Annotated in this window: 19 protein-coding genes and 1 pseudogene; 8 read left to right on the forward strand and 12 right to left on the reverse strand. The window is 67.6% G+C overall.

The window, feature by feature from the left end:
* Positions 1–147 precede the first annotated feature (147 nt).
* Entirely contained in the window at positions 148–1,596 is a 1,449-nt protein-coding gene (gene cysS / locus MLJ35_RS12860) for a cysteine--tRNA ligase (RefSeq protein ID WP_338028459.1), read from the reverse strand.
* 50 nt (positions 1,597–1,646) lie between these two features.
* On the opposite strand from cysS, the gene MLJ35_RS12865 reads away from it, so the two are divergent.
* Positions 1,647–2,291, forward strand: a complete 645-nt coding sequence (locus MLJ35_RS12865; protein ID WP_243384729.1) for a GAF domain-containing protein — start codon at positions 1,647–1,649, stop codon at positions 2,289–2,291.
* On the opposite strand, the gene MLJ35_RS12870 is transcribed toward MLJ35_RS12865, so the two are convergent.
* Complete coding sequence (locus MLJ35_RS12870; RefSeq protein WP_243324467.1) at positions 2,279–2,671, reverse strand: acyl-CoA thioesterase; 393 nt, start codon at positions 2,669–2,671, stop codon at positions 2,279–2,281. The two genes, MLJ35_RS12865 and MLJ35_RS12870, sit on opposite strands and share 13 nt — an antisense overlap.
* A gap of 64 nt (positions 2,672–2,735) precedes the next feature.
* Positions 2,736–3,083: a hypothetical protein gene (locus MLJ35_RS12875; RefSeq protein ID WP_243384680.1), complete on the reverse strand. Its 348-nt coding sequence runs from the start codon at positions 3,081–3,083 to the stop codon at positions 2,736–2,738.
* Positions 3,084–3,251: 168 nt separating this feature from the next.
* On the opposite strand from MLJ35_RS12875, the gene MLJ35_RS12880 reads away from it, so the two are divergent.
* The gene (locus MLJ35_RS12880; protein ID WP_243384681.1) at positions 3,252–3,659 is read left to right on the forward strand and encodes a thioredoxin family protein; all 408 of its coding nucleotides are present in this window, start codon (positions 3,252–3,254) and stop codon (positions 3,657–3,659) included.
* Positions 3,660–3,759: 100 nt separating this feature from the next.
* Here the strand turns inward: MLJ35_RS12880 and MLJ35_RS12885 are convergent, their stop codons facing one another.
* The 9 genes from MLJ35_RS12885 to MLJ35_RS12925 all read right to left on the reverse strand — a co-directional run bounded on the left by MLJ35_RS12885 (position 3,760) and on the right by MLJ35_RS12925 (position 14,670).
* Positions 3,760–5,304, reverse strand: a complete 1,545-nt coding sequence (locus MLJ35_RS12885) for a vWA domain-containing protein (protein ID WP_243384682.1) — start codon at positions 5,302–5,304, stop codon at positions 3,760–3,762.
* 3 nt (positions 5,305–5,307) lie between these two features.
* Entirely contained in the window at positions 5,308–8,583 is a 3,276-nt protein-coding gene (locus MLJ35_RS12890; protein ID WP_243384683.1) for an Eco57I restriction-modification methylase domain-containing protein, read from the reverse strand.
* A 3-nt stretch (positions 8,584–8,586) separates the two neighbouring features.
* The gene (locus tag MLJ35_RS12895; protein ID WP_243384684.1) at positions 8,587–9,543 is read right to left on the reverse strand and encodes a VWA domain-containing protein; all 957 of its coding nucleotides are present in this window, start codon (positions 9,541–9,543) and stop codon (positions 8,587–8,589) included.
* Positions 9,540–10,316 carry a hypothetical protein gene (locus MLJ35_RS12900; protein ID WP_243324477.1) on the reverse strand — a complete coding sequence of 259 codons (777 nt, stop codon included), beginning with the start codon at positions 10,314–10,316 and terminating at the stop codon, positions 9,540–9,542. The genes MLJ35_RS12895 and MLJ35_RS12900 overlap by 4 nt, the downstream gene beginning before the upstream one ends.
* 44 nt (positions 10,317–10,360) lie before the next feature.
* The gene (locus MLJ35_RS12905; RefSeq protein WP_243384685.1) at positions 10,361–11,125 is read right to left on the reverse strand and encodes a DUF58 domain-containing protein; all 765 of its coding nucleotides are present in this window, start codon (positions 11,123–11,125) and stop codon (positions 10,361–10,363) included.
* A gap of 50 nt (positions 11,126–11,175) precedes the next feature.
* Entirely contained in the window at positions 11,176–12,606 is a 1,431-nt protein-coding gene (locus MLJ35_RS12910) for a DUF4139 domain-containing protein (RefSeq protein ID WP_243384686.1), read from the reverse strand.
* Between the two features lie 197 nt (positions 12,607–12,803).
* Positions 12,804–13,226 (reverse strand): SRPBCC family protein, encoded by a 423-nt coding sequence (locus tag MLJ35_RS12915; RefSeq protein WP_243324490.1) that lies wholly within the window; start codon positions 13,224–13,226, stop codon positions 12,804–12,806.
* Between the two features lie 77 nt (positions 13,227–13,303).
* Positions 13,304–13,975: a YggS family pyridoxal phosphate-dependent enzyme gene (locus MLJ35_RS12920; protein ID WP_243384687.1), complete on the reverse strand. Its 672-nt coding sequence runs from the start codon at positions 13,973–13,975 to the stop codon at positions 13,304–13,306.
* Entirely contained in the window at positions 13,972–14,670 is a 699-nt protein-coding gene (locus tag MLJ35_RS12925) for a zinc ribbon domain-containing protein (RefSeq protein WP_243384688.1), read from the reverse strand. Before MLJ35_RS12925 ends, MLJ35_RS12920 begins: the two co-directional genes overlap by 4 nt.
* Positions 14,671–14,882: 212 nt before the next feature.
* On the opposite strand from MLJ35_RS12925, the gene MLJ35_RS12930 reads away from it, so the two are divergent.
* From MLJ35_RS12930 to MLJ35_RS12955, 6 genes and pseudogenes are all read left to right on the forward strand, one after another.
* Complete coding sequence (locus MLJ35_RS12930; RefSeq protein ID WP_243296006.1) at positions 14,883–15,170, forward strand: co-chaperone GroES; 288 nt, start codon at positions 14,883–14,885, stop codon at positions 15,168–15,170.
* A gap of 92 nt (positions 15,171–15,262) precedes the next feature.
* Positions 15,263–16,888: a chaperonin GroEL gene (gene groL / locus MLJ35_RS12935; protein ID WP_243384689.1), complete on the forward strand. Its 1,626-nt coding sequence runs from the start codon at positions 15,263–15,265 to the stop codon at positions 16,886–16,888.
* Positions 16,889–17,055: 167 nt separating this feature from the next.
* A pseudogene (gene groEL / locus MLJ35_RS12940) lies at positions 17,056–17,232 on the forward strand (chaperonin GroEL); the annotation flags it as partial.
* 569 nt (positions 17,233–17,801) lie between these two features.
* Positions 17,802–18,581 carry a 4Fe-4S dicluster domain-containing protein gene (locus MLJ35_RS12945; protein WP_243324503.1) on the forward strand — a complete coding sequence of 260 codons (780 nt, stop codon included), beginning with the start codon at positions 17,802–17,804 and terminating at the stop codon, positions 18,579–18,581.
* Positions 18,578–19,756: an NrfD/PsrC family molybdoenzyme membrane anchor subunit gene (nrfD, locus tag MLJ35_RS12950; RefSeq protein WP_243384690.1), complete on the forward strand. Its 1,179-nt coding sequence runs from the start codon at positions 18,578–18,580 to the stop codon at positions 19,754–19,756. Before MLJ35_RS12945 ends, nrfD begins: the two co-directional genes overlap by 4 nt.
* Before the next feature lie 2 nt (positions 19,757–19,758).
* Positions 19,759–21,291: a sensor histidine kinase gene (locus tag MLJ35_RS12955; protein ID WP_243384691.1), complete on the forward strand. Its 1,533-nt coding sequence runs from the start codon at positions 19,759–19,761 to the stop codon at positions 21,289–21,291.
* Positions 21,292–21,299 lie beyond the last annotated feature (8 nt).

Here is a 21,299-nt window from a genome sequence, read left to right on the forward strand (position 1 = left end):
GGGCATGAGGGCCGTGGTACACCGTGAAGGGGTGCAAGCAGAAGCCCGGCTTGGCCGGGCTTCTGCGCGGGGGTCCGGGGGTGTGCGCGCAGCGCGACCTTAGATCCTCGCAACGCATGCGTTGCGAGGGGGACCCCCGGGAAAGCATTATCCCTTCCGCCAGCCGACCGTTCCGTCCTTGCGGTCCTCCAGGACGATGCCCATGGCCTTGAGCTGGTCGCGGACGCGGTCGGCCTCGGGCCAATTCTTCGCGGCCTTGGCGGCGCGGCGGGCTTCGATGAGAGCTTCCACGTCGGCATCCAGGCTGGCCTCTTCGTGGGGCCAGGCGGCGAAGATGGCATCGGCCTCGTCCAGGAAGGCCAGCACGGCGTCGCGTTCCTCGCGGGTGAGGGCCACGTGGTCATCCTGGGCGTTGAGGTCGCTGATGAGGGTGAAGATGGCTGCGAGGGCCTCGGGTGTGTTCAGGTCGTCGGCCATGGCGGCCCAGAAGGCCTCGCGGGCCTGGTCCAGGCGGGTCATGGGGTCGATGGCCTCCGCCCAGGGGCCGCCGCCGGCCTGACCCTCGCCCTCCATGCGCTTGCGGAAGGCCCGGATGCGCTTGAGGGAGTTCTCGGCGGCCCGCAGGCCCTCGAAGCTGAAGTTCAGCACCTTGCGATAGTGGTTGCTCTGGATGGCGTAGCGCAGGGCGATGGGGTCCACGCCCTTCGCAATGAGGTCGCGCAGGGTGAAGAAGTTCCCCAGGCTCTTGGACATCTTCTGGCCTTCCACCAGCAGGAACTCGCCGTGGACCCAGTGCTCCACCCAGCGGTGGCCGAGCTTGCCCTCGCTCTGGGCGATCTCGTTCTCGTGGTGGGGGAAGATCAGGTCCACGCCGCCGCTGTGGATGTCCACCCGCTCGCCCAGCAGCTCCATGCCCATGGCCGAGCACTCGATGTGCCAGCCGGGACGGCCATGGCCCCAGGGGCTGTCCCACCAGGGCTCGCCGGGCTTGGCGGCCTTCCACAGGACGAAATCGGTGACAGAGTCTCGTTCGTATTCGTCGGCGTCCACGGAGGCGCCCGCCTGCATGCCCTCCCGGTCCAGGTGGGCCAGGCAGCCGTACTGGGGCAGGCCGGCAATGCGGTAATAGACGCTGCCTTCGCGGGCGTAGGCCAGGCCCCTGGCTTCGAGATCCTGCACCAGTCGGATCATCTGGGGGATGTAGGCCGTGGCCCGGGGCAGGAAGTCCGCCTTCCGGATGTGGAGGGTGTCCAGGTCTTCCAGGAAGATGGCCGTGAAGCGCTCGGTGAGGGCCGTCATGGCCCCGTGGCGGGTCTCGTTGGAGGCGTCCGCGGGCAGGCCGCCCTGCGAATCCCGGATGATCTTGTCCTCCACATCCGTGATGTTCATGCAGTGACGGACGTCGTGGCCAGCGGCCTGGAAGGTCCGCTTGAGCAGGTCCTGGAAGAGGAATGTTCGCAAATTTCCAATGTGTGCGTAGTTGTAGACCGTGGGACCGCAGGTGTACAACGAGAGTGACCCGGGCACCACAGGCACCACAGGTTCGATCTTTCGGGTCAGGGTGTTGAAAAGGGAGATCGGCCGCCGCATCTTCATGGCACTAGGTAACCATCTTTATCGCTTCTTCTGAAGGCTTCGTGTGCCCCATGGGTTTCTTCGGTGGAAAGACCAGGGACCTCGCGTCGGTGGGACGGGAGGAGCGGCTGCGTCAGCTTGAGGAGGAGAACCGGGCGCTCCGGAACCGCATGGCGGAGACCCAGGAGCTGGTGCGGCACCTGGACGAGGACCGGGACCTTCTTCTGGGCGCCGCGAAACGCCTCCGCCCCGGCCTCTCCCCCTGTGAACTCGGCGAGGCCCTCATGGAGGTCTCCTTCAAGCCCCTGGGCCTGGCCTGCTTCTACGTGGCCCTGGCGGACTGGGCCAACGACCAGCTGCAGTTCGTGATCTACCACGAGGGCGGGCGTCTCCGGCAGCACCCGTCCCGGCGGCTTTCGGATCGGGCGGGCCTGTCCGAGCGCGTGCTCTCCGACAACCGGGCCATCTACATCCGGACCATGGAGGAGGGACAGGCGGCCGGAAGCCTCCTGACCGCGGCGGAGCAGGCCACAGGCCTCATCCCCCATTCGTGGTACGGCATCCCGCTGGGAACGGGTGGGCGGCCCGTGGGTCTGGTGAGCTTCCAGAGCTTCCAGACCGATGCCTTCAGCGAGAGCCGGCGGGGGGTCATGGATGCCCTGGCGGCCCTGCTGTCCAATTGCCTCTGCCTGCAGGTCGAGCTTCAGGGGCGCTGAATCAACTCCAGGAGATCATCCGGCAGCACGCGGGCCCGGTTGTCCGAGCCGGCCACCAAGTGGGTGCTCTCGCCCTCGGCCAACAAGGTGCCGTCGCGTTCGATGCGGTAGCCGAACACGACGCGGCGGCGGCCGGTCTCCCGGAGGAAGGTCCGGACCTGCACCAGTTCGTCATAGCGGGCCGGTGAACGGAAGCGGACGCGGATCTCGTTGACCACCAGGCGCACACCCCGGGCCTCCCAGTCCGCATAGCTCTGGCCCAGCTCCCGCAGGAAGTCGCTGCGGCCCAGCTCCATCCACACCGGATAGGTCGCGTGATGCACGATGCCCATGGCGTCGGTCTCGGCGTAGCGCACTCGAAGTTCGGTCAGTGATTCCATGGCTCCAGCGTACACAAAGAGGCCCCGCGTGGCGGGGCCTTGAGATGCACGGAGGGGCTCCCGGCTACTCGATGGTGACGCGGATGTGATCGCCCTTGTCCGTGGTGACTTCCAGGAGCAGGTCGCCCGGCTTGGCGTCGGACAGCAGCTTCTGGAGCTGCTCGGGCTTCATGCCCTTCTTCGTCTCACCGTTGATCTTGATCTCGCCCTGTCCGGCCATGTCGAGGATGCCGCTCGCCAGGCTGATGGGCATGCGCACGTGCACCTCGGTGGGGCCGTCCATGTCCTTGTGCCTGGCATGGTGCTGGAAGGACTTGGAGATGATGTCCACCTTGAGGAACCGCGCGGTCTGCGCGGCCAGAGGAAGACTGAGGCTGGCCGCCAGGGCCAGCGGGATCATGACGGCACGCATGGGCGGCCTCCTTGGAAGGAATGGGGGTCCGGCACTCGCCGGTTCGCATGGGATTACGGGGCTCCGGGTGGGCGGATTAGCCGGATATCCTGGGAGATGGAACGGAAGCCCGGTTGGCTCCATCCAACATTCTGTGCGGTGCATCCGCCCTCTCTCTGGAGTTCCAGCATGAAAGCCCTCGCCGCCCTCCTGCTCATCGCCGCGCCCCTGGTGGCCCAGGGACCCGTGAAGTGGGAGCACGACTACCAGACCGCCCTCAAGCGCGCCAAGGCCGAGAAGAAGGTCATCTTCATGGACCTCTGGACCGAGTGGTGCCCGCCCTGCCAGTACCTTCAGAAAAATGTCTTCCCCAGCGCCGAGGGCCAGGCCGCCCTCGCCAAGGTGGTGCCCTTCTCCGCCCTGGTGGAGAAGCGGGACCGCACCCCCCTGCCCGAGGGGAAGCAGCTGGCCGACAAGTTCCGCCTCGAAGCCTTCCCGACCATGGTGATCCTCGACGCCAACGGCAAGGAGGTCCGCCGCCAGGTGGGCGCCTTCCGCACCGGCGCTGAGTTTGCGGCCTGGCTGGGGGCGAAGTAAGGGAAGCTGTCAGCTGTCAGCTCTCAGCTATCAGTGGACGGCGGCCTCTCGGGGCCGCCGTTGCTTTGACTGACAGCTGACAGCCGATAGCTGATAGCCCTTACAGATCCTTCACCCCTCCCGGGGTCTTCGGGGGCTTGGGCAGGCGCTGCTTGATGCCCTCCAGCTCGTCCTGCTGGGCACCCATGCTGGGGCGGGGTGGCGGAGGGGGCGGGGGCGTCTTCGGATTGGGGGGTGGTGGCGTGGTGTCCTTCACCAGGGTCTGCAGATCGTGGATGGCGTCCGGCTGGCCCGGATGTTCCAGCAGCAGGCGTTCCAGCAGGGCCCGGGCTTCAGCGGGGCGCCCGGCCTCGAGGTGTGCCCGGGCGGCCAGGAGCAGGGCGGGCGTCCGCCAGGGCGGCAGGGGCCGCGGGGCCCCCTGACCCACCAGGGGGGACAGGACCTTCAGGGCCTCTTCGGGAAGGCCGGTCCTCAGGTCGATCTGGGCGGCCAGGAGCACATGGGATGGCTTGGCGTCCCCCGGACGCCACTGGCGGGCGCCGGGCAGATCCCCGTTCTCCAGGGCCCGCTGGGCGAACCAGGCCTTCACGCTCGGGGGTGCCCAGGCCTTCCCGGACTGGGCGCGAAGGGGCGCGGCCAGGGCCAGCAGGAAGAGGAGAGCGGGCCGCCACCGGGCCATGGGCTTGCCGGCGAAGGCCAGCCAGAGAGCCAGTCCCGCCAGGGCCAGCCAGGCACCCACCTCGGGGTGGGCCGGCTGAAGGGAACGCCGGGCCGGCAGGGGCAATTTGCCGGCGGCCAGGGCCTGGAGGCCCCCGGTGGCGGATTCGCCGTTCATGAACACCTGGCCCCCGGTGGCCTGGGCCAGGCGGGCCAGGAACTCGGGATGGGCGGTGCTCGTGGCGGGTTCGGCCGCAGAGGGCTGGGCTGATGGTTGGGTGGGGGGTTGGGCGGGGGGCTGGCCTTCGCGTGCGGGCCTGGCGGGCACGGCGTGGGGTTGGCCGTCGCCCAGGGCCAGCACGCAGACCGGGAGCTTCGCCTTCTTCAGGGCCTCCACAGCACGGGCCAGGGCGATCTCGGGAACCTCCCAGGTCTCTTCGCCGTCGCTGAGCAGGAGGATGACGGCGGGCGCATCGCGGTCCGCCTGGGCAGCCACCTGGGGCAGGCCGCGGCCCAGGCTCGTGCCGGGGGAGCCCACCTCGCCGGGCACCACGGCGCGCAGCGCCTCACGGAGCAGGGTGCGGTCTTCGCCGGGGGGCTGGAGAGGGATGTCGTCGCCGGTGAGCAGGTCCAGGCTCCAGCGCAGGCCGGCCTGGGGCTGGGACCAGATGCGGTCGAGGGCGGCCACGGCGGCGTCCCAGCGCGAGCGGCCCCCCGCATCAGTCACGGTCATGGATCGGCTGGCGTCCAGCACCACATGCACAGTCAGCCTCGGGAACTCCGGCAAACCCCAGCGGGGCTCTGCCAGGCCGAGCCCCAGGCCCGCCAGCATCAGCGCCATGCCCAGCCCCTGCCAGAGCGGGCGCTGGCCCACCACCTGCACGCCCAGGCCCGGCCGCAGGTGGGCGCGCAGGGCGAGGACCAGCGCCACGACTGCCGCCGCGCCGAATGGCGCCAGAAGCCAGGGGTGGGTGAAGGGGAGGCTCATGGCTCAGGCCTCCCAGGCCGCGTCCACGGCGGCATCCAGTTCGGTTTCGAGGGCGGCGATCTTGCCGCGCAGCTCCAGGATGGGCTCACGGGCCTCGCGCCAGGAACGTTTCAGGAAGTCGCGGTCGCCCAGGGTGGGTTCCTTCAGTTTCTTGTTCCGCCGCTTCAGGGCTTCCGCCAGCGCCGTGGTTTCGTCCAGCTCCCAGAACGCTTCCAGCTTCTCGCCCACGGTGGCGAGCTGCCAGGGGGCGTCCTGGCGGAGGAAGCGGAGGAAGGCGCGGCGGTGGGATTCGATGGAATCTGACTGAGAGATCAGAGAAGACACAATCGTTGTGGCAGGTGATTCCGCCGGTAATTCTGGAATCAGAAGCTCTTCAACGTACTGACGTTTAAATCTAATAGTCGCGCCCTGTACCGAGGCCGCGATGGTTCTGATTTGCTGAAACGAGCCTTGAGAATTTAACGCCGCCAAAACCCATGGATCGAATTTCGGAATCATGAAACATGTGTTGTCGATCAGGAATGCAGGCTTCAAGTTGGCAAATCTTGGGTGTTGAGCCATATCTGGGAAGCCGATTCCACCACCGAGAAAGAGCGATTCATACGCTTCCTGCGCCTGCTGCAACTCGAACCAAGCCTGGTTGGTGGCGCGGTGATCCAGGCCCACGGCCTTGCCGTTCTTCTGGAGGCTGCGGAAGGGCTTCAGGTGCTGGGCCACGGCCGGGAAGCGATCCTGGAACTCGGCTTCGGTGTAGCGGTTCTTGGGTGTGTAGATGAGGAAGCGGGGCTCATCCTGGCGCAGGGCCCAGCGACGCACCTCGTCGCCGATGACCAGGGGCTTGAGGATGGCCGCAGCGTCAGGATTGGCCGCCACGAGGGCGTCCCGCTGGGCCTGGGACAGCCAGAAGGCGTCATTGAAGCCGGTCACGATACCCCGGCAGATTGACGCGTTTCCTAGATACTCGCGTAGGGTGATGCCTTTGGTCTTGCGGGTGGCGAAGGCGGCGCCACGGGCCTCATCCACCAGCAGCCAAGCCTCGTCTCCCAATTGGGTGACGGGCACGGCATGACCGTGGGCGACATCAAGAACCTCCAACTCGGCGTCTGTGTGAGGCAAATTGGGGATCTTTGTAAATCGTAGGGGGGCCGCAGTTCCACCTGCACGCTTGGTCGCAAGCATGGTCATTGGATAAGTGGTCGCATCCGGGAAAACTGATAGCTCTCCGAAATCCTGTAGAGCCTGAAGTTGGAACCGTGACTTAAGGAAGGCGCGGGAGGGCTGGCCGTACTGGGCCTTCAGCCACTTGTTGCTGACGATGATGCCGTAGCGTCCGCCTTCCCGCAGCAGCTGGGCGCTGAGCTGGAAGAAGTAGCAGTAGAGGTCGGCCCGCTCCTGGTGGACCTCCGGGAAGGCGGCGCGCAGGTGGGGTTTCTGGTCCTTGAACAGCTCCATGCGCACGTAGGGCGGGTTGCCGATGACGGCGTCGAAGGCTTCCACGCCGGGGAAGAGCTGCCGCCAATCCGCCGTGAGGCTGTTGGCCACGCGGATCTGCTCGCCGAGGTTGGCCAGCTTGCGGCCGGGCGTGGCGCTTTCCAGCCAGAGGGAGAGCTGCGCCAGCAGGGCGGCCTCGGCATGCAGGTCCACCCCGTAGAAGCAGCGCTCCAGCGGGGCCAGGTTCCGGAGTGCCGCCAGGGCCCGGCTGCGGGGGGTGTCGTGGATGATCTTGAAGCCCGGCATATCCTCGTGGGCCGTGTCCTCGGGCACGTCCGGCAGGGAGGAGGCCGCTTCCAGGGCCTGGCGGTAGGTGGGTTCCAGCAGTTCGCGCAGCACCCGCAGGCCCATGGCCAGGAAGGCGCCACTGCCGCAGGCGGGATCCACGATGCGCAGGTCGGCGACGGCATTCCAGGCGGTGTGGAAGGCCTGGAGCGCCCACAGAGCAGCCTCGTCGCCACTGCCGGGGCGCGGCCCCAGCGTCTGGGCCGTGGCCTGGAGGGACGCCGCGATGCGCTGTTCCACCAGGGGCTTCAGGGTGTGGCGGCAGATGTAGCGGGTGACCCAGTCGGGGGTGTAGTAGATGCCGTCGCTGTGGCGGGTTTCCTGGCGGTCCCCGCGGGCCGCGTCGAGATCGCCCAGGCTGGATTCGAAGCAATGGCCCAGCACGCTGACGGGCAGCTCGGTCACGAAGTCCCGGTCGGCCAGGTGGAACAAGTGCCGGGCCAGCTCCTCCGTGAGGGCGAAGGCGGGGCCATCCACCACATCGTCCTTCTTGAAGAGCCCGCCGTTGAATCCCTGGATCTCGAGCACCGCGTGGGTGCCGCGGAACTCGCGCCGGAAGCCCTTGTCCAGGTGCTTGAAGAGCATCTGGAGGTTGCGGTACAGGGGTTTTTCCTCAAGATGCCCGGTGTGTTCCTGAAGATCCGAGATCAGGCCGTCCGGCAGCAGGTGGCGGCTTTGCGCGAACCCGGCGAAGAGGGTGCGGTTCAGCAGCTTCTGGGCGGCCAGCAGGGCCTTGGCGGGGGCCTGGGGGTCGTTCTGGTCGTTCAGCAGGCGCTGGTAGTGGCCCTGGGCCGCATCGCGAACGGCGCGGAACTCCTGATAGAAGGCCCGGGTGATGCGTTCCTGCTCCAGCGGCGCCGCCTGGATCTGTTCGAGCAGGCGGGGGCGGCGGCCCGGCTGGGCCGGGATGAGGTTGGCGGGATCGAGGAAGAAGGCCAACTCCCGCAGGACCCGTTTACGGTCCTCGTGCTGGAGCCGGTGGAACTCGAACACCCAGGCCTTGAGCTGGCGGGCTTCCCGGGCGTACAGGCGGAGCTCGCGGAAATTCGAGACGAGGATGAACTCGGCGTGGGCGTGCTTGTCGGCGTAGGAGAAGCCCTGCTGGACGGGGCTCATGGCGTAGGGGCCCTTGGGGGCCTTGTCCAGATCCGTGTCGCTGTCTTTCAGCTCGCAGACCGCATAGGTGGCGTTTTCCCCATCGCTGCCGCCGAACCGGCCGAAGGAAGCATCGGGCCGGTCGCCATCGGCCTCGGTCTTGTGCTCCTCCCGCATGGTGTAGGGCTGGTCCGCCGACACGGATCCGTTGGGAAGGTAGCCCAGGCCCTGATGGAAAAGGAGGCTCAGGAACTGGCTGCGATTCGCCTGTTCTTTGAGGACGCCCCCCTGGTAGTTGGCGAGGCGATCCGCCCATTCCAGGGCGGCACTCCGCAACGCCTCGGGGACTTCCACCTGGGTGAGCAGCTGGTCCAGGCGGGAGGGCGCGATGAGTGGATTCAGGGCCATGGTCTAGTTCCCTTCAATCCAGGCGGGCCGGGGCTTACCGCGCTTGAAGGCGAGGTCCGCGGCCAGGGGCAGCGCCAGCAGGGCCGCCGCCAGGAGGAACCAGCGCGCCAAGGGCTCGCCTTCCGTGGGCTGGTCCACGGGCAGGAGCGTCTTCTCAAGCTGGTCGACAGAGGCGAGGCTGCGGGCCAGGCCGCCCGGATCCTCGGCGCTGAAGGACTCGCCGCCGGTGAGGTGGGCCACCTGCTTCAGGGTGGCGTGGTCGACCTCCACGCGGAGGCGGGCGAAGCCGCCGCCTTCCAGGGGCACCAGGCTCTCGCCGTCGTTGCCGATGGCCACGGCGTGGATGCGGATGCCGTTGCGTTGCGCCTCTTCCGCGGCCTCCACGGGGGTCACCCGGCCGCGGTTCTGCACCCCGTCCGTGATGAGGAGGATCACGCGGCTGCGGGCGGGGCTGTCCTCCAGGCGCCGCACGGCGGTCATGAGAGCGGAGCCGATGGCCGTGCCGTCGTCACGGCTGTCGAGGTCGAGGCGGGCCAGCATCCGCAGCAGCCTCGTGTGGTCCGCCGTGAGGGGGCTGAGGGTCACCGGGTGGGCGCTGAAGAGGATGAGGGCGAAGCGGTCATCCGGCCGACGCTGGACGAACTGGGCGAGGGTGCGGCGGGCCGCATGCCAGCGATCCTCGTCGGGCCGGTCGAGGATCTTCATGCTGCTGCTGCCGTCCAGCACCACGGCGAAGTCCACCACGGGGGCCTCGCCCCGCACGGGCCGGCGCCACTCGGGACCGGCGGCGGCCAGGCCCAGGGCCAGGGCCAGCACCGGCGGCAGCCAGTGGGAGCTGAGGCGCGCCAACGCGCTGGAGGGTCGCGACGAGGGGATGCCCCACCGGTAGACCACCCGCCAGGCCCAGACCAGCAGGGGCACGGCCACCAGCAGAAGGAGGGGCTGGCGCAGGGCGATCACGCGTCCCCCTTCTGGTCGCCGCGGGCGTCCAGGGCGGCCACCAGCGGCTCCGGGGCCGGGAAGGGCGGCTCGGTCCGGCCGAAGCGGGCCGCATCCAGGCTCCGGGTCCACTGGTCCCAGGGGCCCAGGTTGCGGGCCTGGAACTCCGCGGGACCCCAGGCGCGGGCGGCATCCCCGAACCGGGCGGCCAGCAGGTCGCGGCCCAGGGCGTGGGCGGCGTCGAGGGCAGTGCGATCCCGCCGGGCCGGGGGCCAGTGCCGGCGGAAGACCTGGGTCGCGTGGTGCAGGTGGCGCTTGGCTGAGCCCTTCCGCCAGCGGCGGATGATCCAGAAGGCCAGCGCGAGGGGGGGCAGCAGCAGGAGGCTGGCCCAGGCCCAGGGGAAGGGGATGGCGGGCAGGAGATCCTCGTTCCCACCGCCGAAGCCCACCCAGGGTCCGCCGTAAGGGATGGTTCGGGGCACCTCAAGCCGCAGCTCCGGAGCCCGCTGGCCATTGCCCAGGTCCAGGGCGGGGATCACCGCCTGCCCCGGCTCCAGGGCCTGCACCTGGAAGCGCCAGCCCCGCCCATCGGGCAGGGGTTCCATGGAACGCAGGCGCAGGGGCCCCAGGCGGTCCTCCACCGTGGGCCGCGGCGGCGCCGGCGCGGCGGGATCCTCCTCCCGCAGCTCCAGCACCTGGAGTTCGCCCAGCTTCAGCGGGCCCGACGCCTTCCAGGTGGGCGAGGCGGAAGCCGTCAGGCTCGCCGCCATCAGGATGGCGCTCGGAATTCGCAAGCGAATTCCGAGCAGGGACGAGCAATCAGAGGAACCACCCATGCCTACGCCCCCCCCGCCCGAAGCCAGGCATTCAGCTTCACGATGGGGTCCTCCAGGAGGTCCCAGCGCTGCCGCTCGATGGCGGGGGAGAAGCCCGGGTCGGGCCAGGTCGGGGCCTTGGGCCCCTCAGGTGTCTCCGGCTGGAACCAGACCAGCCGGTGCCGCGTGGCCAGGGGCTTCAGGAGGGGCGCCAGGCCCTGCAAACCCGCGCCGTTGCTGAAGAGCCAAAGGCGGTGCCCCTTGCCATGCTCGCCCCAGTGGCCCAGGGCCTCGCGCCAGGCGGCCTCCGTGGGAATGGAGGGGCCGCGCTCGGCCAGGGTCTCCAGGATGCGCAGGCCGTGGATGCGACCCCGCTTGGGCGCGATGCGCAGGGCCGGGGTGCGGCCGTCGCCGGGGACGATCAGGCCCAAGCGGTCGCCGGTGGCCTGGAGGGTGGCGAAGGCGGCGCCGCATAACTCCATGGCCCAGCGCAACGGCGAGACCGGATCGCCCAGGAACATGGAGGGCGAGGGGTCCACCACCAGCCACAGCACCAAGTCGCGGCTGCTCTCGAAGCGCTTCATGATCGGTTCGCCCGTGCGAGCGGTCAGGGGCCAGTTGATGAAACGGGGATCATCGCCCGGCACGTAGGGCCGGTTCTCCACGAAGGTGAGCCCCGCGCCCTTGAGCTTCGATGGATGCAGGCCCTCGGTGCCGCCGCCCAGCCGCCCGCGGAGGCGCAGGGGCAGGCGTCGCAGACGGGCGAGGAAGCGGGCGGGGAGGGGCATGGCAGTTCAGTATGGCGCAGGTCCGCACTGCCCACATGCCCCTCTTCGCCCTACCACCTCACTCGCACGCGGTAGGTCAGCGTGGCTTTGCCTTCGGCCGGGACGGCCACCTGGAACTTTCCGGTGCCGGCGGCGGCCTTGGTGCAGGGGTGGCTGCTCTGGAGCACCTCCCAGTCGCCGGGCATGGGCTCCAGCACGGTGACCGTGACGGGCTCCTTCTTGGCATTCTTCAGCTCGATCTCGAAGGCGGACTCGTGCACGAAGCCGTACTTTCCCTGCTTGCCGAGGCTCTTGTAGTCGGTCTGCTTGCGTCGCGCGGTGATGTCGAAGGCCTCGCCCAGTTTCAGGCGGACCAGCTCGTTCTTGGGCGTGTGGTCGATGCTGTCCTCACCCACGAACTGGGCCCGGCCCTCGCCGTCCCGCTTGTAGACGCGGATGATGCCCTTGGGCAGCGGCATGCCCAGGCGGCTGGCCTCCTTGTTGTCGAACTCGACGAACACGCCCACCTTCTGCTTGTCGCCCAGGTCCCCGTAGCTGCCGGAGTAGTAGTAGGTCTGGCCCTGGAGCAGGTAGTCCTTCCGCACCGGCACCGCGCTGGCGCTGAGGAGCGCCACCTGCTTGGTCTGGTTCACCGCCAGGGTGGTGGGGCGGTCCAGGGTGTAGAGGTGGTACTCGAAGAGGCTCTCCTCGGCCATGCGCGGGGGGGGCGGAGCGGCTTTCGCGGCCATCTCGGCCATGGCGTATACGCGTTCCGCACGGGGCTGGACCCGGTTCACATCCCCCGCCACCAGCTGGAGCGTGGCGTTGGGGTAGGCGGCGCCGCTCTGGTTGGTGAGGGTCACCCAGCCGCTGAGGTCGAGGGTCTTCTCATCGGCGGCCAGGTTGGCCACGTAGTCCGCCCGCCAGGAGAGGCCGCCCGTGAGGTAGCTCAGCTCCAGCTTATGCTCGCGGTCGGCGCCGCTGTTCAGGCTGATGACCAAGGTGGGCCGGGCCCGCAGGTTGCCGGGCACCTTCGGGAAGATGAGGCGGCCCGGGATGCTCGTCTCGATGCGGTCGGCGAACTGGAGGACGGTGCCGTTGTTCGTGGCCAGCACCGTGGCCTCCTCGCGCACCTCCTTCGCGCCCGCGCCGGATTCGTTGGGCACGCTGCGCACCACCGTCACCTTCTCGCCCACGTACTTCTCCAGCAGCTTCTGGGGCGTGAGCAGGTCGAAGTCGAAGTTCTGCTCCGCCACCCAGAAGTCCTTGGGGTGCGTCAGGTTCCGGAGCAAGGCCGTCTCCGGCCGGATCTGGGCCGACACCTCCTGGAAGGCCAGCCGGGACTCGCCCTTGGGCAGCCGCACTTCCCGCGTGTCCTTCACCAGGGCCAGGTTGTCGTTGTAGATCGTGACTGCCAGGGCCTTCTGGTCCTTCAGCGTGGTGACGGACTCCTGGGCGACCAGGAGCGAAGGCAGGGCGGCGAGCAGCAGGGCGGGGCGCATGGAACCTCCGGGATGTGGGCGGTGTGCCCGATACAAGGTCATGCCGGGAATTGAGACATCCTTTCATGAAAAGAATGAAGTACGCGGAGGAGAGCTGAGGGGCGGAGGAAAGCGGAGAAAAACATCGCAGTAAGGTTTTCCTCCTCCGCTCTCCTCAGCTCCTCCGCTTCCCTCCGCTTATTCCATTCCTTGATCTTTCAGATCTGCCCGGCCCCAGCCAGTTCCTGGATGCGCGCCAGGCCGCTGTCGAGCTGGCCCTGGAGCAGCTTCTCGGCGCCCATCATGGCCATCATCATGGGAATGTCGGCCTCGTCCACCAGGCGCAGGGTGCAGCCGCCGTCGGCGGGGGCGATCTCGAAGCGCAGCTCGTGGTCGAACATCTTCTTCGCGCCGGGCACCAGCACCACCCGCTGGCCGGGGACGCGCTCCTTCACCACCAGCTCCTGGGGCATCTTCATGCCCATGACCTCGATGACGTAGCTGTGCCGGTCCAGTTCACCCTGGAAGTTCATGGCGGCCGGCTCCAGGAAGGCCCGGTGCTTCGAGAGGTCCGAGAGGAAGGCGTACAGCACGTCGGCGGAGACGGGCAGCGAGGCCGTGGCGGTCTTGATCGTGGTCATGGAAGCTCCAGGGCTGAAAGAGCCATCGAACCACGAAGCCGATGGGACTGCGAGGCCCTACCCCCGGACAGGATGGCTCAGCGGGCGTACACCCGCTCGCCGAAGAAGGCGGTGCCGATGCGGATCTGGTCCGATCCCGCGGCGATGGCGGCCTCCAGGTCGGCGCTCATGCCCATGCTGAGGCGCAGCGGGCGTCCCAGGTCCTGCTGCAGCCGCTCGCGCAGGCCGGCCAGCTGGGCGAAGGCGGCTTCGTCCTCGGGTGGGGGGATGGCCATGAGGCCCCGCAGGGGCAGGCGGGGGTCGTCGCCCAGGGCCTGGATCAAGGCGGGCAGGTCCGCCTCGGCGCAGCCGCCCAGCTTGGTGGCCTCGTTCCAGAGGTCCACCTGGATCCAGACCGGGCGCACCACCTGGAGTTCCTCCGCGAGGTGGCGCAGGCGCTCCGCCAGCTCGGGGCGGTCCAGGCTCTGGATCTCGGCAAAGTGCTGGAGGGCGGGCTTGGCCTTGTTGCGCTGGAGGGGGCCGAGGAGCACGAAGGCCAGGTTGGGCAGGGCCGCGGCCTTGTCGGCGCCTTCCTGCACATAGTTCTCGCCGAAGCGCGTGAACCCGAGGGCGGCGGCCTCCTGGATCAGCGCAAGGGGCTGCTTCTTCGAAACCGGCAGGAGCTCGATGCCTCCGGGGTTCCGGTTCCCAGCCTCGCAGGCGCGGGTGATGCGGTCCCGCAGGGCCCCGACGCGGTCCGCCAGGCTCACGGCAGGAAGAGGATCCGCTGGCAGGACTCGCAGGCCACGGGACCCTTGGCCTCCTTCAGCTGGAAGAGGAAGGGGCCGCGCAGCTTGACGTGGCATCCGGTGCAGGCGCCGTTCTCCACGGGCACGACCACCCGCCCCTGGCGGGCGCCGGCGAGCCGATGGAAGCGGGTGACCTCGGTGGTCGAGAGCTTCGCTTCCAGTTGCGCCTGCTTGGTCTGGAGCTGCTTGCGCCCCTCGACCTGGTTGGCATGCTCGTCCAGGAAAACCGAATGGAGTTCGTCGAACTTCACCTTGAGGGTGGCCCGTTCGGCTTCCAGGGTCTCCAGGGCTTGTTCCAGGGCCTTCGCTTCAGTCTCCAGGGCCTTCAGGGGCCTGGCGATGGAGGACTTCAGCCGCTCCTTCTCGTCCAGCTCGCGGATGGCCGCCGCGTACTGCACCTTCTGGCTGGTGGTCTTCACGGCGGCGCGGGCCCGCTCCTCTTCCTTTTGGGCCTGGGCCAGTTCCTTGGTCTTCACCTGGATGTGGACCCGGGCAGACTCCAGGGCCTTGGTCTTTTCTGCCGTCTGCTTCTCGATGGCTTTGAGCCGGGTGTCCAGGACCGCCAGATCCGGAGGCAGGGCCGACAGGTCGCGCTCAATGGTCCGAAGGTAGTCCAGGGTGGCTTGCAGGTCGCGCAGGATGGCGAGGTGTTCCATGAAATTGAGGCTACACCCTGCGGGGGCTCCTGGTTCGCATTTGGGTATCTGACATTTGACGGAAGAAAATATGAATTACACATACTAAGATTTATGGCCATTCAGGAAGATCCTGCTTGACCGGGTCGGGGGCCGATGACAGACTTGGCACTCGCTGTGGCCGAGTGCTAACAGTCCCATTCGTTTCTTTCTTTTCTTTCCAAGGAGGTCTCATGGCCATCAAGCCCCTCTCCGACCGCGTCGTGCTGAAGCGCGTCGATCCCGCCGAAGTCGTCAAGGGCGGCATCATCATCCCGGATACCGCCAAGGAGAAGCCCATGGAGGCCGAGGTCGTGGCCGTGGGCGAAGGCAAGATCAACGAGAACGGCACTCGCAACCCCATGTCCGTGAAGGCCGGCCAGAAGGTGCTGATCGGCAAGTACAGTGGCACGGAAGTGAAGATCGACGGCGTCGACCACGTGATCGTGCGTGAGGACGAGATCCTGGCGATCGTGGGCTAACGGGGCTTTCGGCTGTCAGCCATCAGCGGATGGCCGGTAGCTGACAGCCTGATTCCGATCCGATTCCAACCTTTTCCAATCTGGAGACACACATGGCCAAGTCCATCATCTATGCCGAAGATGCCCGCCAGGCGATCCTGCGCGGCGTGAACAAGCTCGCCGACGCGGTGCAGGTCACCCTCGGCCCCAAGGGCCGCAACGTCCTCATCGAGAAGAAGTTCGGCTCCCCCCTCATGACCAAGGACGGCGTCACCGTCGCCAAGGAAGTGGAGCTGAAGGACAAGCACGAGAACATGGGCGCCCAGCTGGTGCGCGAGGTCGCCTCCAAGACCTCTGACATCGCCGGTGACGGCACCACCACCGCCACGGTGCTGGCCCGCGCCATCTACCGCGAGGGCATCAAGGCCGTCGTGAGCGGCGCCAACACCATGGAGATCAAGAAGGGCATCGACCTGGCCGTCGACACCGTCGTGAAGGCCATCGACGAGATCAAGAAGCCCGTCGAAGGCAATGCCATCGCCCAGGTGGGAACCATCTCCGCCAACGGCGACGAGGAGATCGGCAAGATCATCGCGGAAGCCATGGCCAAGGTCGGCAAGGACGGCGTCATTACCGTCGAGGAGGCCAAGGGCCGCGACACCGAGCTGAACGTGGTCGAGGGCATGCAGTTCGACCGCGGCTACCTCAGCCCCTACTTCGTGACCAATCCCGACCAGATGAAGGTGGAGCTCGAGAACCCCTACATCCTGGCCTACGAGAAGAAGATCTCGAACATGCGCGACCTCCTGCCCCTGCTGGAGCAGGTCGTCAACAGCCGCCGCCCCCTGCTGCTCATCGCCGAGGACGTGGACGGCGAGGCGCTGGCCACCCTCGTGGTGAACAAGATCCGCGGCACCCTGAACGTGGCCGCCGTGAAGGCCCCCGGCTTCGGCGACCGCCGCAAGGCCATGCTCGAGGACATCGCCATCCTGACCGGCGGCAAGGCCATCAGCGAGGACCTGGGCCTGAAGCTCGAGAACCTCACGCTGGCTGATCTCGGCAGCGCCAAGAAGATCGTCATCGACAAGGAGAACACCACCATCGTCGAGGGCGCCGGCGCCACCGAAGCCATCCAGGGCCGCGTGAAGCAGATCCGCGCCCAGGTCGAGGTCTCCACCAGCGACTACGACAAGGAGAAGCTGCAGGAGCGCCTGGCCAAGCTCGTCGGCGGCGTCGCCGTCATCAAGGTGGGCGCGGCCTCCGAGACCGAGATGAAGGAGAAGAAGGCCCGCGTGGAAGACGCCATGCACGCCACCAAGGCCGCCGTCGAGGACGGCATCGTGGCCGGCGGCGGCGTCGCGCTGCTCCGCAGCCTGCCCAAGCTCGCCGAGCTGAAGGCCGCCGGCGACCAGGCCACGGGCGTCGAAATCGTCCGGAAGTCCCTGGAGGAGCCCCTCCGCCAGATCGCCAACAATGCCGGCGTCGAAGGCTCCGTGGTGGTCAACACCGTGCGCGAGGCCAAGGGCAACCACGGCTACAACGCCGCCACCAACGAGTACGGCGACATGGTGAAGTTCGGCGTCGTCGATCCCGCCAAGGTGACCAAGTCCGCCCTGCGCAATGCCGCGTCCGTGGCCGCCATGATGCTGACCACCGAAGCCATCATCACCGAGCTTCCCGAGCCCAAGGCGCCGGCTCCGGCCGGCCCCGGCATGGGCGGGATGGAAGACATGTATTGATCAGCCGCTTCTGCGGTAAGTGGAAAGGCCCCGCGATTGCGGGGCCTTTTTTTGGTGTGCACTGGAGAGGGGTGTTTGGGGGAATGCTCTGACGGTCGTGATTCGCTCCCTGTGGGGCCCCGCTTCGCAGGCTCCACTGGAGCCAGCTTCGCGACCCACATGGTCGCGACATGGTGAAGTTCGGCGTCGTCGATCCCGCCAAGGTGACCAAGTCCGCCCTGCGCAACGCCGCGTCCGTGGCCGCCATGATGCTGACCACCGAAGCCATCATCACCGAGCTTCCCGAGCCCAAGGCGCCGGCTCCGGCCGGCCCCGGCATGGGCGGGATGGAAGACATGTATTGATCAGCCGCTTCTGCGGTAAGTGGAAAGGCCCCGCGATTGCGGGGCCTTTTTTTGGTGTGCACTGGAGAGGGGTGTTTGGGGGAATGCTCTGACGGTCGTGATTCGCTCCCTGTGGGGCCCCGCTTCGCAGGCTCCACTGGAGCCTGCTTCGCGACCCACATGGTCGCGACATGGAAGACCTGTATTGATCAGAAGCAGCTGTCAGCCATCAGCTTTCAGCTGTCAGAGAAACGCCCCGCGCATGCGGGGCGTTTCTCGTCTCAGGCCGAGATAAAGGGGACTTTGACGTCCCAAGAACAGGTTGCGATGTGACAAAACCCCACCCGCAGGGGGACTGAGGAGGGAGGGGGAAACCTCTCCCGATGGGGTGGGCTGGCGGCAAGATCCGGACAGCCTAACCCGCGCCGTTCCTGGGAACTGCTTCGCGCAAGCGAGGCTTTTTTCTTATATCAGACAACATCGTCATTTTTAATTGCTACCAAGGGGTTGACTATGGATTCTGCCGAATGGATGCTTCTTCCGAATCCCCGGGAATGTCTCCCGGGCACCTTGAAAAAGCAGGAGAACCCATGGGCATGGGCCTTCTCTTTGACGCCACGCGCTGCATCGGATGCGGCGCCTGCAGCTCCGCCTGCAAGGAGCAGAACAAGCTACCGGGGAAGGTAGAGGAGGTGTTGACGGCCTACACCTGGACCACGGTCCAGGAGCGGGAGGGCCTCAACGTCCGGCGCCTGTGCATGCACTGCGAAGTGCCCACCTGCGCCTCCGTCTGCCCCGTGGGAGCCCTGAAGAAGACGCCGGAAGGCCCCGTGGTCTACGATGCCGAGCGCTGCATGGGCTGCCGCTACTGCATGATGGCCTGCCCCTTCGAGATCCCGAAGTACCAGTGGGACCGCCCCGTGCCCGTGGTCGGCAAGTGCATCATGTGCGCGGGCCGACTCAAGGAGGGCAAGCCCACCGCCTGTGCGGAGGCCTGCCCGGCGGAGGCCACCATCTTCGGGAAGAAGGAGGACCTGATCTGGGAGGCCCGGACGCGCATCCGCCAGAAGCCCGGCGCCTATGTCGACCACATCTATGGCCTCACGGAGGCCGGTGGAACCTCGGTCCTGATGATCTCCAACGTGCCCTTCGACAAGCTGGGCCTGAAGTCCAACCTGCCCGGGGAGCCCCCGGCCATGAAGACCTGGCAGGTGCTGTCCAACATCCCGGACTTCGTCGCGGTATGGGCCGTCTTCCTCTACGGGGTGCACTGGATCACCGCCAGGCGGGAGGAGGTGGCGAAGGCCGCGGCCAACGGAAACGGGAACGGCCGCAATGGACAAGGCCACGGACGGGAGGACCGGTCATGAACACCACGCTCACCACGCCTGCCACGCTGGCTGGACGCCGGTTCCGCCCTGGCTTCTGGACCGCCGTCTTCGGAGTCCTCTTCCTCGCGTTCTGCGCCGTCTCGGTGATCCGCTACACCAAGGGGCTGGGTGCGGTCACCAACCTGAGCGACCAGTTCCCCTGGGGGCTCTGGATCGGCTTCGACCTCCTCTGCGGCGTGGGCCTGGCCGCCGGGGCCTTCACCCTCACGGCGGTGGTCCATCTATTCAACCTGCGCCGCTACGAACCCATCGTGCGCCCCACCATCCTCACCGGCTTCCTGGGCTACGCCTTCGTGATCGTGGCGCTGCTCCTGGACCTGGGCCAGCCATGGCGCATCTGGCACGCCATCGTCTACTGGAACACGCATTCAGTCATGTTCGAGGTGGCCTGGTGCGTGATGCTCTACACCACGGTGCTGGCAGTGGAGTTCTCGCCAGTGGTCTTCGAGTACTTCGGCTTCCACGCGCCGGCGAAGTTCATCCACCAGCTCATCACGCCCCTGGTCATCCTCGGCGTGATCCTCTCGACGCTCCATCAGTCGTCGCTGGGGTCCCTCTACCTCATCGTTCCCAGCAAGCTGCACCCGCTCTGGTATTCGCCGATGCTGCCGCTGCATTTCTACATTTCGGCCATCGGGGCGGGCATCGGCATGATCGTCCTGGAGTCCTACCTCAGCAAGCGGGCCTTCCACCGCCACCTGGAGATGGATCTGCTCGAGCCCCTGGCCCGGGGCATGGTGGTGGCGCTCGGCATCTACGGCCTCATGCGGCTGCAGGGGATCGCCCGCAACCATGCGTTCGGAACGATCTTCGACCTCGGCTATGAAGGGCGCATGTTCCTCCTCGAGTTCGCGCTGGGCGTGGTGCTGCCTGTGGTGCTGATGTCCTTCCGGAGGCTGCGCACGAACCCCGATTGGCTGGTGGCGGGCGCCTTCCTCGCGGTGCTCGGGTTCGTCATGAACCGCCTCAACGTGAGCATCACGGGCATGGAGGCGGCTTCCGGCACCCGCTACCTCCCCTCGGCCATGGAGATCACCGTCTCCCTCGGCCTCGTGGCCATCGGCATGGCGGTCTTCGCCTTCGCCGTCCGCACCTTCTCCGTCTTCCCCGAGGGGCCGGTCGCAGGCTCGAAGGAGCTGCCGAGGAGAGGCTAGGCATGCGAACCCGAATCGGCACGCGGCTCGTCCTGGGCGCTGGGCTCGCGACCGCGGCGGTGATCGGAGGCATGGCCTTCGCCGTCCTCCGATCCCACACGGCGCAGCTCCTCGCCGAACGTACCCGCAGCGCCGACCAGCTCAGCGAGACCATCAAGAGCGCCACCCACTTCGACATGCTGGAGAACCGGCGGGAGAACCTGCACCGCCAGATCCGGGCGGTGGGCGATCTGCGCGGGGAGGGCATCCGGAAGGTGCGGGTGTTCAACAAGGAGGGTCGCATCATGTTCTCCTCCGCGGAGGAGGAGATCGGCACCAGCCTGGATATCCGCGGCGAGGCCTGCTACGCGTGCCATGCCGAGGGTCGTCCCCTGGAGCGCCTCGGCATCCAGGCCCGGGCCCGCACCTTCCGCGCGCCGGACGGGACTCGGGTCCTGGGGCTCATCAACCCCATCCCCAATGAGCCTTCCTGCTCGACGGCGGCCTGCCACGCCCACAGCGCGAAGCAGAGCCTGTTGGGGGTCCTTGATGTGAACGTCTCCCTGGCCGAGGTGGACCGCCAGATCAGCCGCAGCCGGATGCTGATGGGGCTTTCCGCCACCGTGGCCATCCTGGCAGGCGGCCTGATCCTCTGGCTCCTCAACCGGAGCCTGGTGGTCAAGCCCGTGGCGGCCCTTGTGGCGGGGACCCGCCGGGTGGGCGAGGGGGATCTCGGCACCACCATCCCCGTGAGCGGCAACCACGAGCTGGGCGAGCTGGCCGGGGCCTTCAACACCATGTCCCAGCGGCTGGCCGAAACCCAGCGCCAGCTTGCCCAGGCGGACAAGCTGGCCTCCGTGGGCCGGTTGGCCGCCGGGGTGGCCCACGAGATCAACAACCCCCTGACGGGCGTGCTGAGCTACGCCTCCCTGCTCCGCAAGCGACTGGACGGTGACAAGGAATCCTGCGATGACCTGGATGTGATCGTGCGGGAGACCGTCCGGTGCCGCGGAATCATCCGTGGCCTGCTCGACTTCGCCCGGCCCACCCCGCCCGCCCGCAAGCCCATGGATCTGAACGAGGTGGTTCGGCGGGCTGTGTCCGTGGTGATGACTCAGCTGTCTCTGAACCAGGTGGATCTGTCGCTGGACCTGGCACCCCAGCTTCCTGTGGTTCACGCAGACGCGAATCAGATCCAGCAGGTGGCCGTGAACCTGCTGCTGAACGCCGGAGACGCCATCAACGGCGACGGCGGCATCATCAAGCTCACCACGCGGGCCAGCTCAGAGGGCTCCGTGGAAATGCTCGTCCAGGACAACGGACGCGGCATTCCGCCGGAAGACCTGCCGCGCATCTTCGAGCCGTTCTACACGACCAAGGGAAGCCATGGCACGGGCCTGGGCCTCGCCGTGAGCTGGGGCATCGTGGAAGCCCATGGTGGAACCCTGGAGGTCCACAGCGACCCGGGCCAGGGCACCTGCTTCACCCTCCGCATCCCCGCGTCCGCCGGCTCCGGCGAGGGCACCGGCCAACTCCTCATTCCCACCACCACCTAGGAGGTCCC

Source organism: Geothrix alkalitolerans (genome assembly GCF_022808885.1).
Taxonomy (GTDB): Bacteria; Acidobacteriota; Holophagae; order Holophagales; family Holophagaceae; genus Geothrix; species Geothrix alkalitolerans.

Coding starts and splice junctions, on each gene's coding strand:
- MLJ35_RS12925 (WP_243384688.1), bottom strand. CDS start 14,670: ATGGAACACCTCGCCATCCTGCGCGACCTGCAAGCCACCCTGGACTAC.
- MLJ35_RS12865 (WP_243384729.1), top strand. CDS start 1,647: ATGGGTTTCTTCGGTGGAAAGACCAGGGACCTCGCGTCGGTGGGACGG.
- groL (WP_243384689.1), top strand. CDS start 15,263: ATGGCCAAGTCCATCATCTATGCCGAAGATGCCCGCCAGGCGATCCTG.
- cysS (WP_338028459.1), bottom strand. CDS start 1,596: ATGAAGATGCGGCGGCCGATCTCCCTTTTCAACACCCTGACCCGAAAG.
- MLJ35_RS12930 (WP_243296006.1), top strand. CDS start 14,883: ATGGCCATCAAGCCCCTCTCCGACCGCGTCGTGCTGAAGCGCGTCGAT.
- MLJ35_RS12905 (WP_243384685.1), bottom strand. CDS start 11,125: ATGCCCCTCCCCGCCCGCTTCCTCGCCCGTCTGCGACGCCTGCCCCTG.
- MLJ35_RS12945 (WP_243324503.1), top strand. CDS start 17,802: ATGGGCATGGGCCTTCTCTTTGACGCCACGCGCTGCATCGGATGCGGC.
- MLJ35_RS12910 (WP_243384686.1), bottom strand. CDS start 12,606: ATGCGCCCCGCCCTGCTGCTCGCCGCCCTGCCTTCGCTCCTGGTCGCC.
- MLJ35_RS12955 (WP_243384691.1), top strand. CDS start 19,759: ATGCGAACCCGAATCGGCACGCGGCTCGTCCTGGGCGCTGGGCTCGCG.
- nrfD (WP_243384690.1), top strand. CDS start 18,578: ATGAACACCACGCTCACCACGCCTGCCACGCTGGCTGGACGCCGGTTC.
- MLJ35_RS12890 (WP_243384683.1), bottom strand. CDS start 8,583: ATGGCCCTGAATCCACTCATCGCGCCCTCCCGCCTGGACCAGCTGCTC.
- MLJ35_RS12870 (WP_243324467.1), bottom strand. CDS start 2,671: ATGGAATCACTGACCGAACTTCGAGTGCGCTACGCCGAGACCGACGCC.
- MLJ35_RS12880 (WP_243384681.1), top strand. CDS start 3,252: ATGAAAGCCCTCGCCGCCCTCCTGCTCATCGCCGCGCCCCTGGTGGCC.
- MLJ35_RS12915 (WP_243324490.1), bottom strand. CDS start 13,226: ATGACCACGATCAAGACCGCCACGGCCTCGCTGCCCGTCTCCGCCGAC.
- MLJ35_RS12875 (WP_243384680.1), bottom strand. CDS start 3,083: ATGCGTGCCGTCATGATCCCGCTGGCCCTGGCGGCCAGCCTCAGTCTT.
- MLJ35_RS12885 (WP_243384682.1), bottom strand. CDS start 5,304: ATGAGCCTCCCCTTCACCCACCCCTGGCTTCTGGCGCCATTCGGCGCG.